This is a genomic window from Pedobacter nutrimenti, from assembly GCF_032678445.1.
Lineage (GTDB): Bacteria > Bacteroidota > Bacteroidia > Sphingobacteriales > Sphingobacteriaceae > Pedobacter > Pedobacter nutrimenti_A.
The window spans coordinates 99,236-116,396 of sequence record NZ_JAVTSQ010000016.1 but is presented as its reverse complement, the minus strand read 5'-3'; the positions used below and the strand labels follow the sequence as shown (position 1 = coordinate 116,396).

Sequence of the window (17,161 nt, the reverse complement as noted above, 5' to 3'; positions counted from 1 at the left end):
CGGCTTCTATTTATTGGAATGCTGCATAGCGCTGGGCGTGATAGATATTGTTCAACGCATCATCCAGCTGGGTAAAGTTAAAAGTAAATCCGTAATCGAGTAATTTCTGTGCGGATGTATTGTTGCTGATCAATGCGACGGTGCTCATCTCTCCCAAAATGGACTGTAATACGCTTTCGGGAACATGGATAGGCCAGACTGGCCTGTGTAATGATTTTGCAATGGACTTGGTGAGGGTTTGATTGGTGACCGGATAGGGGGCGCAGGCATTGAAAGCACCTATCATTACCGGATGTTCAATGGCAAACAGATAGATGTTGATCATGTCTTTTATATGGATCCAGGGTACCCATTGTTTTCCTGTGCCCAGCGGGGCGCCAACAAAAAAGCGAATGGGTTTTTCCATGGATGCGAGTCCGCCTTCGCCCTTTTTTAAGATAAATCCGGTTCTGAGTTTAACAGTTCGCAGGCTAAGGGACTTTCCTTTGTCTACTGCGGCTTCCCATTGCGCGCAGCATTCTGCAAGGAAACCATAGCCTTTTTCGCTTTGCTCGGTTAGTATTTCATCGCCGCAGTCTCCATAATAGCCTACGGCGGAAGCGGAGATAAAATCTTTTACCTGATTGGGGGTTTCTTTCAGTGTTTTATAGAGCAGGTTGGTAGACAAGACCCGGCTGTCTATGATTTGCTGTTTTCGTTCTTTAGTCCATTTTTTTTCGGCTATGTTCTCTCCTGCCAGGTGTACTATGGTGTCGATCCCATCCAGACAGGATTGGTCTATTGTTTGTTTGTATACATCCCAGAGGTAAACTTGTATTTTTTTTGTTTTTACCGGCTTTCTGGACAATATGGAAACGTTGTGCCCTGATGTTAAGAGTGTTTTGATCAATTCTTTGCCAATCATTCCTGTGGCTCCAGTAATTAGGATGTGCTTTTTCATCGCGATCTGATTTTAGCGTTTTAGAGCAGCTAAAGGTAATAACCTTTCACCACCCAAATAAGTTTTAGAAAAATAAGCTTATGGGAAAAATCGATATTACTCTTAGAGGACTGGACTCCTTGCCCCGCTGCGCTCCTGTGGCAAGGCGCCCTAAGGTCCTCTAAGAGTAATATCGATTTTTATATGGCGCTTAGGGAGGGGGCGAGTCTGGGCAGGGTGCAGATGAGTTTATTGAATAGTTTTACATTTTTATAAGGCACTTAATAAGGGAGGTGAGCCAGGCAGCGTTGATTAGTAGGGTTTGCTATGCACCATGCATGGATTGTCCCCCAGTAAGCGCCTAGAAAACCGAGCCTGCGAGCTCTTGAGAACAAATAAAAACATAAACACTTCGAAAAAAATCAATGTTACTCTGAGGAGACCTCAGCTTTCGAAGCATGCCGCAAAGCGGCGCGCAGAAAGCGTAGTCTCCGAAGAGTACATTTATTTTTTACGAAAAGCGTACATCCTTTTGTTTTGTTAGTGTAAATATTACGTAGGATGCTAGTTTTAAGAAGCAAAATCCTATATTTTTGTGAGTTATCTAACATATCTAGTTCTGTATTGATGAAATCCAAAAAAATATTAGTTTGGTTTAGGAATGATCTCCGGTTGCATGATAATGAAATGCTCGTAGAAGCCATTGCTAAGTCGGATAGTATTTTGCCTGTTTACTTTTTTGATCCGCGTTATTTTGAATCTACTCCGCAGGGTACATTTAAATCTGGTGCGCTGAGAACAAAATTTCTAATCGAAAGTGTAGAGGCCTTAAGGATATCTTTTCAAAATCTTGGTGGTAATATTTTAATTTTAAAGGGGAAACCAGAAGAGCTGTTGCCTGAACTGGTGGAGCAATATGATATCGCCGAGGTGTACCATCACCGGGAGGTCGGTCCTGAGGAAACGAAGATATCTGCTTATGCAGAAGACCGCTTATGGAAATTAAGAATTAACCTGAGACACTTTATAGGGCATACTTTATACAATAAAGAAGACCTGCCTTTTCCGATTAAGGATATCCCGGATGCTTTTACACAGTTTAAAAAGAAAACAGAACGTGATGCCATTGTAAAAGCATGTTTCCTGGCGCCTGAGGTGATTTCTTTTGAAGAAGCAGAAGACTGGGGACAAGTTCCCGCTCTGGAGGAACTACTGCAGGAGATGTCTATAGATGAAACAGAACTTTTCCCATCCATATGCGGCGGTGAACCGGAAGGGTTAAAGCATTTAAAACAATTGCTGGAAGAAGGATCTGAGGTATATCAGAAAGTGCCGGCGAAACTGAGTGCGGGTAAACAAGGGTTTTCCTCCAAGCTTTCTGCATGGCTGTCTTTCGGCTGTTTGTCTCCCCGTATGGTGTATTGGCTGGTGAAAGATGCAGAAGATAAATATGGTGCAAATCCTAACTTTAACCAGATTTTACTGGGCCTTTTATGGAGAGATTATTTCAGGTTTATGTTTAAAAAGCATGGGATGGATTTCTTTAATGATGCCGTACTGGAATTTGATCAGGCCCCGCTGACAGAAGAGGAAAGGGAAAGGTGGCTGCAGTGGATGAAAGGTCAAACAGGGAATCCGCTTATCGATAAATATATAGGAGAATTGAATCAGACAGGTTTCATTCCGCATTCAGCCCGTTTGCTGACCGCTACTTTTCTGATTCATGTCCTGAAGATCAATTGGGTAAGAGGTGCCACCTATTTTGAAGAGAGATTAATTGACTATTCTCCTGCAAGTAACTGGTGCAACTGGGCTATTGTGGCCGGAGGTGGTAAAGATCAGGGTTCTAAAAAAAATACTTTCGATCTGGACAAGCAATTTAAATTGCTGAATGTCCAAATTTCAGATCTTCCGGCAGCACTTTAAAATTTTTATCGGCTTTTAAATGCACTGAAGAACGATATTCCAATAAATGTTAAACAAAAATTGCATTTTAGATAAAGTTGTTTAACATTTGTTGTAAATATATTGTGAGAAAATTTTCAATAAGTGACATCGAGGGTCTGATTGGTATCAAGGCTCATACCATTCGTGCATGGGAAAGCAGGTATAATTTTGTGCCGCCGAAGAGAACTGCTACGAATATCCGGTATTATGATGAGGAGGATCTAAAGATGCTTCTAAACATTGTTGCGCTGAATGAAAATGGCTATAAGATCAGTAAGATTGCAAAAATGAGTAAAAAACAGATCGCAGATCTGGTTACACAACTCAAAAGAGACTGGAATAATGATGTGGTCCAGGTGCTTAATCTTTCTGACGCCACCCTTAAATATGATGAAGTCGCCTTTTCTAATATTCTCTCCGGATGCATCAAGGAAATGGGCCTGATCAAAACCATGGATGAAGTGTTGTTCCCCTTTATGAAAAGGGTAGGTATGCTCTGGCAGACTGGAACAATAGATCCTTCCCATGAACATTTTGCCTCTAACCTGATCCGCGATCAGATCATTGTTTGTATCGACAAAATAAAGAAGCCACATAAAGAGGAGCCAAAACGATTTTTGCTGTTTCTGCCTGAGGCTGAAATGCATGAAACGGGTTTGCTCTTTGCCAGATATCTGTTGAAAAAATGTGGACATGATACCCTGTATCTGGGTTCTGAAATTCCATATGCTGATGTTAAAAAAGTAGTAGAATCTTATCAGCCTGACTACGCTTTTATTGTAATGACTTCGCTTAATCTTGGAAAGGATCTTAATAAAATCATTGAAAAAGTAATGAATCATTTGAACGTCCCGCTGCTGGTTGGGGGAAGTTTAATCGCTGAATTTGACATTCTGGTAAAGGACCATCTTGTCCCGTTGAGGAATGTTTGTGATATGGTCGAATTTCTGGAAGAAATATAAAGAAGTTTGCCTGTTTTATAAGGTAAAATCCTAATTTTGCTACACTTATAGTAAATTCATAAATGATGGATAATTTATCTTATCTCAGCGGCGAAAATGCCGAATACATAGATTCCTTATATCAAGCTTATAAAGAAGATCCTGATGCTGTAGAGTTTGGATGGCAAAAATTTTTTGAAGGTTTTGACTTCGGAAGAGGTTCAGCAGGGGCCTCGGTAACAACAGAGACCCCGGAGCATTTCTTTAAAGAAGTTAACGTACTCAATCTCATTAATGGTTACAGAAACCGTGGCCACTTGTTTACCAAAACCAATCCTGTCCGGGAGAGACGCAAACATATACCCACTCTGGATCTGGAAAATTTTGGCTTAAGCAAGGATGACCTGGATACGGTTTTTAATTCAGGGATAGAAATTGGTATTGGTGCAGCTAAGTTGAGCGATATTGTTGCTTTTCTGGAGCAAACCTATTGCCGGTCAATTGGTGCGGAATATAAATTTGTCCGGACGCCTGAAGTATTAAGCTGGATTGAGAATAAAATGGAGAGTGCCCGTAACACGGCGAATTTCTCTATTGATGAGAAAAGAAGAATTTTAAAGAAATTAAACGAGGCCGTTAGTTTTGAGAACTTTTTAGGAACCAAATTCCTTGGTCAGAAGCGTTTCTCACTGGAAGGTGCTGAGGCTTTGATCCCTGCACTGGATTCTGTGATTGAAAAAGGGTCTGAGCTTGGTATTGAAGAGTTTGTAATTGGTATGGCACATCGTGGCCGTCTCAATGTTTTGGCCAATATCATGCAGAAAACCTATAAGGATATTTTTGCTGAATTTGAAGGTAAAGGATATAGCGCCGCTTCTCCGTTTGGAGGTGATGTGAAATATCATTTGGGTTATTCAACCGATGTAACGACGAATGATGGAAAGAGTGTACATTTAAGCCTTTGCCCTAACCCGTCACACCTGGAAACAGTGAATGGTGTGGTAGAAGGGATGACCCGTTCTAAAATCGATTTTAAATATGCTGGTGATAATGCCAGAATAGCACCTATATTAATTCATGGTGATGCTTCTGTGGCCGGTCAGGGGATTGTTTATGAAGTGATCCAAATGGCAGGTTTAGATGGTTATAAAACCGGAGGAACCATCCACCTGATAATCAACAACCAGATTGGTTTTACTACGAACTATAAAGATGGCCGTACCAGTACCTACTGTACTGATATTGCAAAAGTAACGCTTTCACCGGTTTTCCATGTAAATGGGGATGATGTAGAGGCGCTTGTGTATGCGATTAATCTGGCCATGGAATATCGTCAGAGATATAGAAACGATGTTTTTATTGATATTTTATGCTACCGCAGGTTTGGACACAATGAGTCAGATGAGCCTAAATTCACACAGCCACTGTTGTATAAAGCGATAGAGAAACATGCCAACCCGCGTGACATCTATATCAAACAACTGATCAGCGAAGGTAAAATGGAGGCGAGTCTGGCAAAGGAAATGGAAAAGGAATTCCGTGGAATTTTACAGGAGAGACTGAATGAGGCTAAAGAAATTACGTCTACTTATCAGGATGTGAAGTTTGGAGGTGCATGGGCAGATATGCGTATTGCTACCGAAAAGGATTTTGAAACTTCGCCGAATACTTCAGTGAAGAAATCTACTTTGCTGGAAATTGCGAAAAAAATAAGTACGCTGCCTTCTGATAAACGTTTCTTTAAGAAAATTGAGAAGCTGTTTGATGAACGGAGCAAAATGGCAAATACAACGCATGTATTTGATTGGGCAATGGGTGAACAACTGGCTTATGGTACGCTACTGGCAGAAGGTAAACGCGTTCGTTTAAGTGGTCAGGATGTGGAGCGTGGAACATTCTCTCACCGTCATGCAGTATTGACACTTGAAGATTCTGAAGAGGAGTATATCCCTTTAGCCAATGTTTCTGATCAGCAGGCACCATTTGATATCTATAACTCGCATTTGTCTGAATATGGTGTTTTGGGTTTTGAATATGGTTATGCCATGGCGAATCCAAATGCGTTAACCATTTGGGAAGCACAGTTTGGAGATTTCTTTAACGGTGCTCAAATTGTAGTGGATCAATATATTGCCAGTGCGGAAACAAAATGGCAGAGAGAAAATGGTTTGGTGATGCTGTTGCCTCATGGTTATGAAGGTCAGGGACCGGAGCACTCTTCTGCAAGGATTGAGCGTTTTATGGAGCTGTGTGCGGATTATAACATGCAGGTAACGAATTGTACAACGCCTGCGAACTTCTTCCATGCACTGCGCAGACAATTTAAAAGAGATTTCAGAAAACCTTTGGTGGTATTCACACCGAAAAGTTTGCTTCGTCATCCTTTATGCGTTTCCAAGCTGGAAGAGTTTACCAATGGTAAGTTCCATGAGGTAATTGACGATGTGAATGTGAAACCGGCAGAGGTAACACGTGTATTGTTCTGCAGTGGTAAAATTTATTACGAGCTGCTGGAGAAACAACAGACGGATAAAATCAAAAATGTAGCGATTGTACGTCTGGAACAATTGTATCCATTGCCTTTAGCGCAAATGGAGGCTGTTTATAACGGATATAAAAATGCAAACGAAGCCATTTGGGTTCAGGAAGAGCCTGAAAACATGGGTGCATGGCCTTATCTGCTTCGCAAAATGAGAAGGACGATCTTTAGTGAAATTGAAGTGATTTCCAGAAAAGAAAGCAGCAGTACGGCATCTGGTTTTGCAAGACAGCATGCAGATCAGCAGGCTTACATTTTGGCTAAAGCTTTTGAGGTTCCGGTAACGGAGACAGAAAAGAAGATTGCTAAAAAATCTGTGAATAAAGTGTTTAATGTAGATTAGATAATTATAATACATCAGTTATGAGTATAGAAATAAAAGTTCCGCCGGTAGGTGAATCAATTACTGAAGTTGTTTTATCCCGTTGGGTAAAGAATGATGGTGAAGCAGTTGAAATGGATGAAGTTATTGCTGAACTGGAATCAGATAAAGCAACTTTTGAATTAACTGCAGAACAAGCGGGAACTTTAAGAACTGTGGCCAGTGAAGGTGATACCTTACCAATTGGTGCAGTTGTTTGCAAAATTGAAGATGGAGGGGCTGCGGCACCTAAAGCAAAAGAAGAAGCACCGGCTGCTGAAAAAGTCGTGATCGAAGAAAAGGCGGTTTCTCCTGTTGCTGAAAAAAATGGAGAAAGTTATGCTACAGGTACGCCTTCTCCTGCTGCGGGTAAGATTTTAGCAGAGAAAGGCGTTGACCCGGCTTCAGTTAAAGGTTCCGGAGTAGATGGACGCATTACAAAAGAAGATGCATTAGGCGCTCAAAAACCGGCATCTAAACCTGCTGCTCCAGCAGTAAGTGCTGCACCTGTTGTTGCTGCCGTTGCGGGATCAAGAAATGAGCGCAGACAGAAAATGACTCCGCTTCGTAAAACTGTAGCTAAACGTTTGGTTGCTGTAAAAAATGAGACGGCGATGTTGACCACCTTTAATGAGGTAAACATGAAGCCGATCATGGATTTGCGCAGTAAGTACAAAGACCAGTTTAAAGAAAAATTTGGTGTAGGACTTGGTTTCATGAGTTTCTTTACCAAAGCGGTTTGTGAAGCTGTAAAAGATTTCCCTGCTGTAAATGCAAGGATTGAAGGTGAAGAGCTTGTGTATAACGATTTTGTTGATGTTTCTATTGCGGTTTCTGCACCTAAAGGTTTGGTTGTTCCTATTATCCGTAATGCGGAAAGTATGAGCCTTGCCCAGATTGAGAAAACTGTGATTGAGCTGGCGACTAAAGCCCGTGACAGTAAGTTGTCTATTGAAGAAATGACAGGTGGAACTTTTACAATCACTAATGGTGGTGTATTCGGATCGATGATGTCTACTCCAATTATCAATTCTCCTCAGTCTGCTATTTTAGGAATGCACAATATTATTGAGCGGCCTATTGCTGAAAAAGGTGAGGTGGTTGTACGTCCGATGATGTACCTGGCTTTATCTTACGATCATAGGATCATTGATGGCCGCGAGTCGGTAGGGTTTTTAGTAAGGGTTAAACAATTGTTAGAAGATCCTGCACGTTTGCTGCTGGGTGTTTAATAAAACATGATACCAAAAAAGACCCGTCAATCTGACGGGTCTTTTTTAGTTCTGAGATAAACCATTTATAAGTCATAATATTACATTGCTCATACAGAGTTGTTTGTAATTCAATTATTTTTGTCCGTGAAAAAACAATACTTACTCTTTTTTTTGTTAATTTTTTCTAAAAAATTAAGTGCGCAGCAAGTTTCTGACGCAAATGCTGATGGTCCGAAAATCGGTAAAAGCATTTTCTCAAATGAAGTTAAAAGGAATTTCTCCAGAAAGGGCGATTTCTTTGTAATCTGGGGATACAACCATTCCTGGTATGACAAGAGTGATATCAATTTTAAGGGGCCCGGATACGATTTCACATTGAAAAATGTGGTTGCCCATGATAGACAAACGCCCTTAACCTGGGACTATCTTAAACCGAGTCTGATCAGTATTCCACAATTCAATTTTCACTTTGGTTATTTTATTAAGGATAATTATAGCATTTCCCTGGGTTGGGACCATATGAAATATGTAATGGATATTCCGCAGTCGGTTCAAATTGAAGGTCATATTGATCCAACAATTTCGAATCCTGGAATTCCTACAGGTCATTATGCAGGAAAGTATAACGGAGAGGTAATTAATGTGGGACCTGATATGCTAAGATTTGAGCATACAGACGGATTGAATTATGCCAGTGTTGAAGTAGAAAGACACGATGATATTTGGGTTCCCCGTTCTCAGCAGACCTCTCTAACGATGGAGACGGGACTTGGTGTAGGTGCTGTAATTCCTAGAAGTGAGGTTTACCTGTTTAATGTCGGAGAAAACAACTATTGGAACCTTGCTGGTTACGGTGTTTCTGCTAAGCTGGGATTTAAATTCTTTCTGACCAAAGGATTGTTTCTGCAAAACAGTACCAAGGTGGGATGGATCAATTTAACGAAGATCCATACAACAGGAAGAAATGAGTACGACAGTGCGAGTCAAAAGATAAAATATGTAGAAAATTACCTTGTTCTCGGATATCAGTTCTAATCCTGATCAGGCATAAAAAAATCCCCTTCTTTGCAAAGAAGGGGATTTTTTTATGCCTGTATTTTAGTCTTTTCTAACACCACCAGATCCAACCACTGTTTTTTCTACAGAAGCATTTCCACTATAGTGTACGGTGCCCGAACCAGAGATTACAGCGTTGATGTTTTTATTGGCTGTAACATAAACTGTTCCCGATCCACTGATCCTGGCTGAAACTTTTTCGGCAGAAAGTTCTTTTCCTTTGACAGAACCTGAGCCTCCAATGGTCACATTGAATTCGTCGGTTTTGCCTTCAATCTGTATGTTGCCTGATCCTCCGATGACGGAAGTCAGTTTTTTCAGAGAGACTTTAGCTGTGATAGAGCCTGAGCCACCTATCGTGGTACTCAGTTCCGTTGTGTTTAGCGGACTTTCCATTTCAATGCTTCCCGAGCCACCCATAGCTAAAGAGTTGATTCGTTTTGCTGTGATGTAGGCGATGATTTTTGTGTTACCAAATTTTTTGCCCCAGTCATTCCATTTGTTGTCGGGCTTTACACTGAGAACCCCGTCCTTTACTTCGACTTTAAGTTTAGATATGGCCTCCTGGTCACCTTCAAAGCGGATACTTTCTTCAGAACCGATTTTGATGATGGCTTTAATAGAACCACCGATAGCCACACCGTTGAAGTTGCGGACTTGTTGGTCCTGTCTAACTGCATGGAAAGGTTTGTTATGATGGCTTTCAGTGGCATCTGCAAGGGTAGATACAGAAAGCAATGCAAGTAAAATAAGTTTAGCTGATGTGTTCATATGCAAGGTTTTTTAATAAGACCATATTTTCTTCAGAATGTTGCATCAATTTTAAATTATTTGAAAAATTTAATGGTAATATAAAAGTTTGGATCAGCTTTAAAGGTCTCGTCCTTTATGGAGGGGTCAATTTCTGCTGTTTTCCAGGTGCTGGTTGGATAGATATAGCTATAATTATCTGGTATTAGACTAACTTTTACAGGCATATCAAAGTCTTTTACCTCAGCTTTCCATCTGTAGGATAATTGCTTTCCATTAATTTTATATTCCAATTCAGGAATGGATGGATGTCTGAGGTACTGGTCGAAGACTTTTTGTAGTTTAAGCCCGCTTTGTTCAGTTATATAGTTTTCTACCTCTGCTGTAGTTACGGTTTTATGATAAAATGTTTTGTTGAGGCCCCGGAGGATGTTCCTGAATTTTTCATCATTCCCAATCAGCTGGCGGATCATATGGATCATGTTGGCGCCTTTATAGTACATGTCACCTGATCCTTCCTTATTGACTCCATAGCTGCCAATAATGGGAATATCATTGGCAATATTGTGCCGTATTCCGATGACATAATCTTCGCCGGCGGCTTTCCCGTTTTTACATTCTGTGAACAGCGTTTCCGAATAATTTGTAAAGCTTTCATGGATCCACATATCGGCAATATCTTTGGAGGTTATGTTGTTGCCAAACCATTCGTGTCCGCTTTCATGAACGGTAATAAAATCGAATTTTAATCCCCAGCCTGTACCGGAAAGATCTTTGCCGAGGTAGCCCATTTTAAACTGATTTCCATAGGCTACAGCGCTCTGGTGCTCCATGCCAAGATGCGGAGCTTCTACCAGTTTATAACCATCGCTATAAAAAGGGTATGGCCCAAACCAGTGTTCAAAACATTGAAGCATAGGCTTAACATCCTGGTCCCAATGGGGTTTTGCTTGTACACTGTCCTGACTTAAGGCCCAGTAATCCAAAGTTAATTTTCCGTTTTCTCCCTGGTATTCATCTGTCCAGTGGGCATAATCTCCGATATAGAAAGTCACGTTGTAGTTATTGATGGGGTTGCTGATGAACCAGTTGAATTTGGTGGTTCCATCGGCTTGTTTCTGGATGCTTCTTAAGCGGCCGTTGGAGACTTCTTTTAATCCTTTTGGAACCCGGATGCTCACTAGCATACTGTCTACTTCATCGCTTTGATGGTCCTTGTTGGGCCACCAACAGCTTGCACCAAGCCCCTGGCAGGCTACTGATACCCATGGAGTACCGGATTTGTCTTTAGAGAATATGAATCCACCATCCCATGGGGCATTTTTAGCTATAATTGGATGGCCTGAATAAAATACGGTAAAACGATCTTTACTCCCTTTCCGGATGGTTTTGGGGAAAGTGACGAATACGGCATTGAACTCCCGCGTAAAAGGGAGTTCCTGGTTCTGATAGACGACTTTTTCTACTTTCAGATTGGCAAACAGGTCAAATTGCAGGCGTTTGAAATCCTGCGTAGCAGTGAAAACAAACTCGTTGCTTCCTGAGATACTTTTCTGATCGATGTCTATGCTCACATCCAGATGATAGTAAGTAAGGTCATAGCATGTTCTGAGCGGGGTTAATGTTCCCCTTAGGGTATCTGCGCGGCTAAAAGCTGCTTTTTGATGGAGAGGTTGTGCTTTTAAGCTCAGCCCCAGGAATAAAAGTATAAACAGACTTAACGAAGCATTTCTCATTTTCACAGCTGTTATGGTTTTAAAACAGTTACATTAAGACCTGATGCATGGTCCGCATCGTGGTAAATACGGTGTGTTGCTTTTTGAAAATCCTTGTCATCTGCGGTATAGATGTCTAAAAATTTCTGTGGGTTACGGTCAGCGATTGGAAACCAGGAATTTTGCACTTGTATCATAATGCGATGTCCTTTTTTAAAGGTATGGGCCACATCGACAAGGCTGTATTTTACTTCGGTAACTTTACCGGGCTGGAAGGCTTCTGGTTTTTCAAAACTGTTGCGGAATTTGCCACGCATAATTTCACCTCTCACCAGCATCTGGTAGCCACCCATAATCAGTCCTTTTGGATTTGGGCTTGGGTTTTGTGCGTCTTCAGGGTATACATCAACTAATTTTACAACATAATCTGCATCAGTTCCTGTAGTGGATACCTGCAAATCTGCAGTTAAAGGGCCAGCTAAGGTGATGTCTTCCTGAAGTACATCAGTCTGATACACTTTTACGTCTGGTCTGCGTGCTGCAAATCTTTGATCGTCGATCATATATTCCCTGGTTCTGTGTTCCTGTATGCCGGCCTGGTAGGGCACAGGGTTATTTGGATCGCTCTCGTATTCGTCAAAATTGTTGGATGCGCCTGGCTTTGTGAAACTTAATTGTCCATTCGCCTGAAAATAAAGTGTTTTGTTTTCAACATCTTTCGGAGGCCAGGTGTTGAATTTTTTCCATTCATTGCTTCCGGTTACAAAAATGGTTGCTTCAGCCAGTTGAGCTGGGGCAGTATCTTTCAGATATTGCATGAAGAAAGGAAATTCTACGTTTTGCTGGTACCAGATGCTTGTGGGTTGTCCAAAAGGAATGTCTCCGAAGCTTTGGCCGGAACTTCTTACCCAGCCGCCATGGAACCATGGGCCCATAACCAGATTGTTTTTCGCAGAAGGGTTTTGCTTTTCAATGGCCTGGTAAGTATGGATCGCGCCAAATGCATCTTCAGCGTCAAAAAAGCCTCCTACGACTAGAACAGCAGGTTTGACGTTGGTGAGATGAGGCAGGATATTTCTTTCTTTCCAGAAGTTGTCGTAGGTGCCATGGGCCATCAGGTCGTTCCAAAATTTAATGGTATCACCAAAATATTTTTCTTTTACGTTTTTAAGCGCACCTATGCTCAGGTAGAAACGATAGTTGTCTTTAATGGGGAATTCAAATCCTTTTGGGCCTTTATCTGGTGTAATTGGTTTTGGACGGGGTACACCAAAGCCTGAATAGAAGCTGAAAGCATCGGCGAGAAATAAAACGCCATTATGGTGAAAGTCATCTCCACGGAACCAGTCTGTAACCGGGGCCTGAGGGGATACGGCTTTCAAGGCAGGGTGTGCGTTTGGAAGGGATGTGGTCGAATAAAAGCCTGGATAGGAGATTCCGTAAATTCCAGCCTTTCCATTGTTGTTTGGGATATTCTTGAGCAGCCAGTCGATGGTATCGTAGGTGTCGGAACTTTCATCGATATCTTTTTTACTTTTTTTATTGGCAATCTGGGGCCGGATATCGACATATTCACCTTCACTCATCCATTTTCCGCGGACGTCCTGGTAAACAAATATAAATCCTTCTTTAAGAAAGAGGGAGGTTGGGCCCAGTGAGGTTTTGTATTTGTCTTCACCATAAGGTGAAACTGTATAAGGTGTCCTGTTGATTAAAAATGGAAACTTTCTTCCTTTTTCTTTTGGGATGTAAATTGCTGTAAATAGTTTTACCCCGTCACGCATTGGAATGAGACGTTCTATTTTGGTGTAGTTTTCGCGCACATAAGCAGAGTCTGTTTGTTGTGCGAAGAGTGTGGTGGCTGTAAAAATAAGGAACACAGCGAAGTAGAGGAATTTTAATCTGGCCATGATAAGAATTAGGATTAAGGATATAAACCTACAAAAAATAGGTTTTAAAGCATAGGAGCCTGTGTAAAAATGTTGCTGAGCAGTAAAGGTGGTGAATTTTGGTTCCTGTACTTAAAAAATGATTGTACCTTTAGGCAATAATAGGCAAACGGGAACATATGTCGGAACAAAAATTCAGTTTCTCTTACATTTTATCTTTAATACCCCCTCGTTTTTTATCCTTTATTAAATTCGGAATAACGGGAGCGTGTGGGCTGGTGATTGACTTCTCTTTAACCTGGTTCTTTAAGGATGTGGTGCATATCAATAAGTTTCTGGCCAATGCAATTGGATTTACGACGGCGGTCATCTGCAATTATTTTATCAACAGGCTTTGGACCTTCAAAAATAAGGATGAAATAGGAAAACAAATGGCTGCTTTTATTACAGTATCGCTCATCGGTCTGATGTTCAATTCCTGCTTTATTTACCTGTTTAATCATGTGTTCATGATTAACTTTTACATCAGTAAGATGATGGCGATCCTACTGGTTTTTTTCTGGAATTTCAGTGCAAATTATTTCTTTGTATTTAGAAGTTCAAAACAATAATTATTGGATATGATAGAATCATCTTTAACGGATCAAAGAATTAAATGGTTGTATGCATTTATTGCTATTGCTGTTGTAGTGAACTTGAGTGGGTTATTTGTGACCATTATGGGGCCGGATGGGGCATTGTACGCTTCCATTGCCAAGACGATGGCAGTAAATAATAACTTTTCAGATCTGTTTGCTGAAGGGCGTGATTGGTTGGATAAACCTCATTTTCCGTTTTGGGCGGCTGCATTATCATTTAAACTGTTTGGTTTTACGACCTGGGCCTATAAACTTCCGGGCGTTTTGATCATGCTGATGGGGGTATGGTATACCTATAAGTTTGCAAAGGATCTTTATAATAAAGAGACAGGACTTTGGGCTGCATTGATTTTATTGACAGCACAGCATACTGTGATCTCTAATATGGATGTGCGTGCAGAGCCGTATCTGACGGGTTTCATTATGGCTTCTGTTTACTATTTTTATAAAGGGCTGCGTCAAGGATGGTTACTCCCAGTCACATTAGGAGCATTATTTGCCGCTTGTGCGGTGATGACCAAGGGGATTTTTGCTTTGATACCGGTAGGGGGAGCCATAGTGGGCCATCTGCTGCTGACCAGACAATGGACGCTGCTTTTTAACTGGCGCTGGCTGCTTGCCGGAGTATTGGTTCTGATTTTCATATCACCCGAATTGTGGTGCTTGTACAGGCAGTTTGACCTGCATCCGGAAAAATTGGTTTTCGGAAAACATGGCGTCTCAGGACTCCGGTTTTTCTTCTGGGACAGTCAGTTTGGGCGTTTCTTTAATAATGGTCCTATAAAGAAATCGGCGGGAGACCCTACTTTTTTCCTGCATACCACCTTATGGGCCTATTTGCCCTGGTCTTTTCTGTTTTATATTGCCGTTGTTCAATACATCAGAAGAGGAGCGAAAAAAGTACGTGAAACGGAGTGGTTTAACCTTTGTGGGGCGGGACTTACTTTCCTGATCTTTTCGGCTTCCAAATTTCAACTTCCTTTTTATATCACCATTATTTTCCCTTTTTTCTCCATCATCACGGCAGTGTATATATTGAAGCTCGAACCGGGAAAGGTATATAAACGGATAAAAGTGATGCAGCAGGCTATTCTTGTGCTCATGATGGTCACTATAGCAGTCCTGCAATTTTATTTTCATCCTGAGAATCTTTCCGTTTTCTTTGCCTTAGGTATGCTGTTTGCCATTGCCGTGCTTTGTATAGTGACTTTCAATAAAAAGGAGGTCTATCATAAGATTTGGTTTCAGGCAGCGGCAGTAGCCTTTTTTGTTCAGTTCTATTTCAATCTGGCATTTTACCCGCAACTGCTGAAATATCAGCCGGATAGTGAGGCTGCGTTTTGGATCAATACAAATAACAATGGCCATTTGCCGGTTGTCCGGGTGTTGAACGGGCTGGCTTATTCGATTGATTTTTATACCCATCAGGAGATCTTTCATTATCGCGTAGGAGAAGACAATAAGCTGCCTCCAAAGCCTTATTTGCTGTACGCAGATACAGAAATGCTGTCTGCATTGGAGAGTGCTGGCATTAAAGGGCAGGTGTTGAAAAGTTTTAAGGGCTACCATATTACCAAACTGAAAGGAAAATTTTTAAATTACCATACCAGGGATGAGGTACTTGGAGAGAGTCAGCTGTTGCTCATAAAATAGAGAATAAGTTTGCTCTGGTGTGGGATTTGTGATCGAATGATTACCTTTGCTTCATAAAAAAACTTTAGATTATATGCAATACGATGTAGTTGTTATTGGTTCTGGTCCTGGTGGTTATGTTGGGGCCATCAGATGTGCCCAGCTTGGCTTAAAAACCGCAGTTATAGAAAAGTATAAGACTTTTGGTGGAACTTGTCTTAATGTGGGCTGTATTCCTTCAAAAGCATTGCTGGATTCTTCGGAGCACTTTCATAATGCGGCACATACCTTTGGTACCCACGGAATTGACCTGAAAGATCTGAAGGTAAACATGCCACAGATGATTGCCCGTAAGAATGATGTTGTTGCACAAAATACAGCAGGTATAACTTACTTGTTCAAAAAAAATAAAATTGATGCTTTTGAAGGTGTGGGTTCTTTTGTGGATAAAAACACCATTAAAATAACTAAGGCTGATGGTTCTTCGGAGAATATTACAGCTAAAAATGTGATCATCGCTTCCGGTTCTAAACCAACTGCTTTACCGTTTATTAAGATAGATAAAAAGAGAATCATTACTTCAACTGAAGCGCTGAACCTTACCGAAGTTCCAAAAACAATGGTCGTGATTGGTGGCGGTGTGATTGGCTTGGAGCTGGGTTCTGTATATGCACGTTTGGGTACAAAAGTTTCTGTAGTGGAATTTATGCCTTCTATTATTGGCACCATGGATGCCGGGCTTGGAAAAGAACTGCAGCGAGTGCTTAAAAAATCGTTGGGTATGGAGTTTTATACCAATCATAAAGTGACTGGTGCAACCGCTAAAGGAAAAACCGTTACGGTAACTGCAGATAATGCTAAAGGGGAGCAGGTTAAACTGGAAGCAGATTATTGTATTGTTGCTGTAGGCCGTGTGGCTTATACTGCTGGTCTAGGTTTGGAAAATATTGGAATTCAAACGGAAGAACGTGGAAATAAGATTCCGGTAAATGAGCATTTGGAAACTAGTGTGCCTGGTGTGTATGCGATTGGTGATGTGATCAAGGGGGCAATGCTTGCTCATAAAGCTGAAGATGAAGGGGTGTATGTGGCTGAGCGCTTAGCCGGACAGAAACCACACATTAATTATAACCTGATCCCTGGTGTGGTTTATACCTGGCCGGAAGTAGCTTCGGTAGGTTATACCGAGGAGCAACTTAAGGAAAAAGGCATTCAGTATAAAGCGGGTTCTTTCCCTTTCAAAGCGAGCGGACGTGCCAAAGCAAGCATGGATACAGATGGTTTTGTTAAAGTGCTGGCTGATGCGAAAACTGATGAGATCTTAGGCGTTCATATGATCGGGCCACGTGCTGCTGATATGATTGCCGAGGCAGTTGTTGCGATGGAATTCCGCGCGTCTGCAGAAGATATTGCGAGGATTTGCCATGCACACCCTACCTATACAGAAGCGCTTAAAGAAGCGGCTATGGCGGCTACTGATAACAGAGCAATCCATATTTAGTTCTGACACTTACTTATACATAAAAAATCCCCCGCAAATTCAATTACGGGGGATTTTTT

General features: G+C 41.4%; 12 protein-coding genes. 8 read left to right on the top strand and 4 right to left on the bottom strand.

The window, feature by feature from the left end; all coding sequences use genetic code 11:
* Positions 1 to 10: 10 nt before the first annotated feature.
* Positions 11 to 940: a TIGR01777 family oxidoreductase gene (locus R2S08_RS25195; RefSeq protein ID WP_316837709.1), complete on the bottom strand. Its 930-nt coding sequence runs from the start codon at positions 938 to 940 to the stop codon at positions 11 to 13.
* 606 nt (positions 941 to 1,546) lie between these two features.
* Between R2S08_RS25195 and R2S08_RS25190 the strand changes: the two genes are divergently transcribed.
* The 5 genes from R2S08_RS25190 to R2S08_RS25170 all read left to right on the top strand — a co-directional run bounded on the left by R2S08_RS25190 (position 1,547) and on the right by R2S08_RS25170 (position 8,956).
* Complete coding sequence (locus R2S08_RS25190; protein WP_316837708.1) at positions 1,547 to 2,845, top strand: DASH family cryptochrome; 1,299 nt, start codon at positions 1,547 to 1,549, stop codon at positions 2,843 to 2,845.
* A gap of 104 nt (positions 2,846 to 2,949) precedes the next feature.
* Positions 2,950 to 3,828, top strand: a complete 879-nt coding sequence (locus tag R2S08_RS25185) for a MerR family transcriptional regulator (protein WP_133782321.1) — start codon at positions 2,950 to 2,952, stop codon at positions 3,826 to 3,828.
* Between the two features lie 65 nt (positions 3,829 to 3,893).
* Positions 3,894 to 6,689 carry a 2-oxoglutarate dehydrogenase E1 component gene (locus tag R2S08_RS25180; protein WP_316837732.1) on the top strand — a complete coding sequence of 932 codons (2,796 nt, stop codon included), beginning with the start codon at positions 3,894 to 3,896 and terminating at the stop codon, positions 6,687 to 6,689.
* A 20-nt stretch (positions 6,690 to 6,709) separates the two neighbouring features.
* Positions 6,710 to 7,939 (top strand): 2-oxoglutarate dehydrogenase complex dihydrolipoyllysine-residue succinyltransferase, encoded by a 1,230-nt coding sequence (gene odhB, locus R2S08_RS25175; RefSeq protein ID WP_316837707.1) that lies wholly within the window; start codon positions 6,710 to 6,712, stop codon positions 7,937 to 7,939.
* 126 nt (positions 7,940 to 8,065) lie between these two features.
* Positions 8,066 to 8,956 carry a hypothetical protein gene (locus R2S08_RS25170; RefSeq protein ID WP_316837706.1) on the top strand — a complete coding sequence of 297 codons (891 nt, stop codon included), beginning with the start codon at positions 8,066 to 8,068 and terminating at the stop codon, positions 8,954 to 8,956.
* A 63-nt stretch (positions 8,957 to 9,019) separates the two neighbouring features.
* Here R2S08_RS25170 and R2S08_RS25165 read toward each other — a convergent pair whose 3' ends face one another.
* The 3 genes from R2S08_RS25165 to R2S08_RS25155 are packed head-to-tail and all read right to left on the bottom strand — an operon-like array spanning position 9,020 to position 13,352.
* On the bottom strand, positions 9,020 to 9,748 hold the full coding sequence (locus R2S08_RS25165; protein WP_316837705.1) for a head GIN domain-containing protein: 729 nt from the start codon (positions 9,746 to 9,748) through the stop codon (positions 9,020 to 9,022).
* A 56-nt stretch (positions 9,749 to 9,804) separates the two neighbouring features.
* Positions 9,805 to 11,463 carry a M1 family metallopeptidase gene (locus R2S08_RS25160; RefSeq protein ID WP_316837731.1) on the bottom strand — a complete coding sequence of 553 codons (1,659 nt, stop codon included), beginning with the start codon at positions 11,461 to 11,463 and terminating at the stop codon, positions 9,805 to 9,807.
* Positions 11,464 to 11,474: 11 nt separating this feature from the next.
* Positions 11,475 to 13,352, bottom strand: a complete 1,878-nt coding sequence (locus R2S08_RS25155) for a CocE/NonD family hydrolase (protein WP_316837704.1) — start codon at positions 13,350 to 13,352, stop codon at positions 11,475 to 11,477.
* A gap of 158 nt (positions 13,353 to 13,510) precedes the next feature.
* On the opposite strand from R2S08_RS25155, the gene R2S08_RS25150 reads away from it, so the two are divergent.
* From R2S08_RS25150 to lpdA, 3 genes are read left to right on the top strand one after another with little or no spacing between them, the layout of a single operon-like run.
* Positions 13,511 to 13,942, top strand: a complete 432-nt coding sequence (locus tag R2S08_RS25150) for a GtrA family protein (protein ID WP_133782333.1) — start codon at positions 13,511 to 13,513, stop codon at positions 13,940 to 13,942.
* A 9-nt stretch (positions 13,943 to 13,951) separates the two neighbouring features.
* Positions 13,952 to 15,622: an ArnT family glycosyltransferase gene (locus R2S08_RS25145; RefSeq protein WP_316837703.1), complete on the top strand. Its 1,671-nt coding sequence runs from the start codon at positions 13,952 to 13,954 to the stop codon at positions 15,620 to 15,622.
* 46 nt (positions 15,623 to 15,668) lie between these two features.
* Positions 15,669 to 17,102 carry a dihydrolipoyl dehydrogenase gene (gene lpdA / locus R2S08_RS25140; RefSeq protein ID WP_316837702.1) on the top strand — a complete coding sequence of 478 codons (1,434 nt, stop codon included), beginning with the start codon at positions 15,669 to 15,671 and terminating at the stop codon, positions 17,100 to 17,102.
* The last annotated feature ends 59 nt before the right edge of the window (positions 17,103 to 17,161 follow it).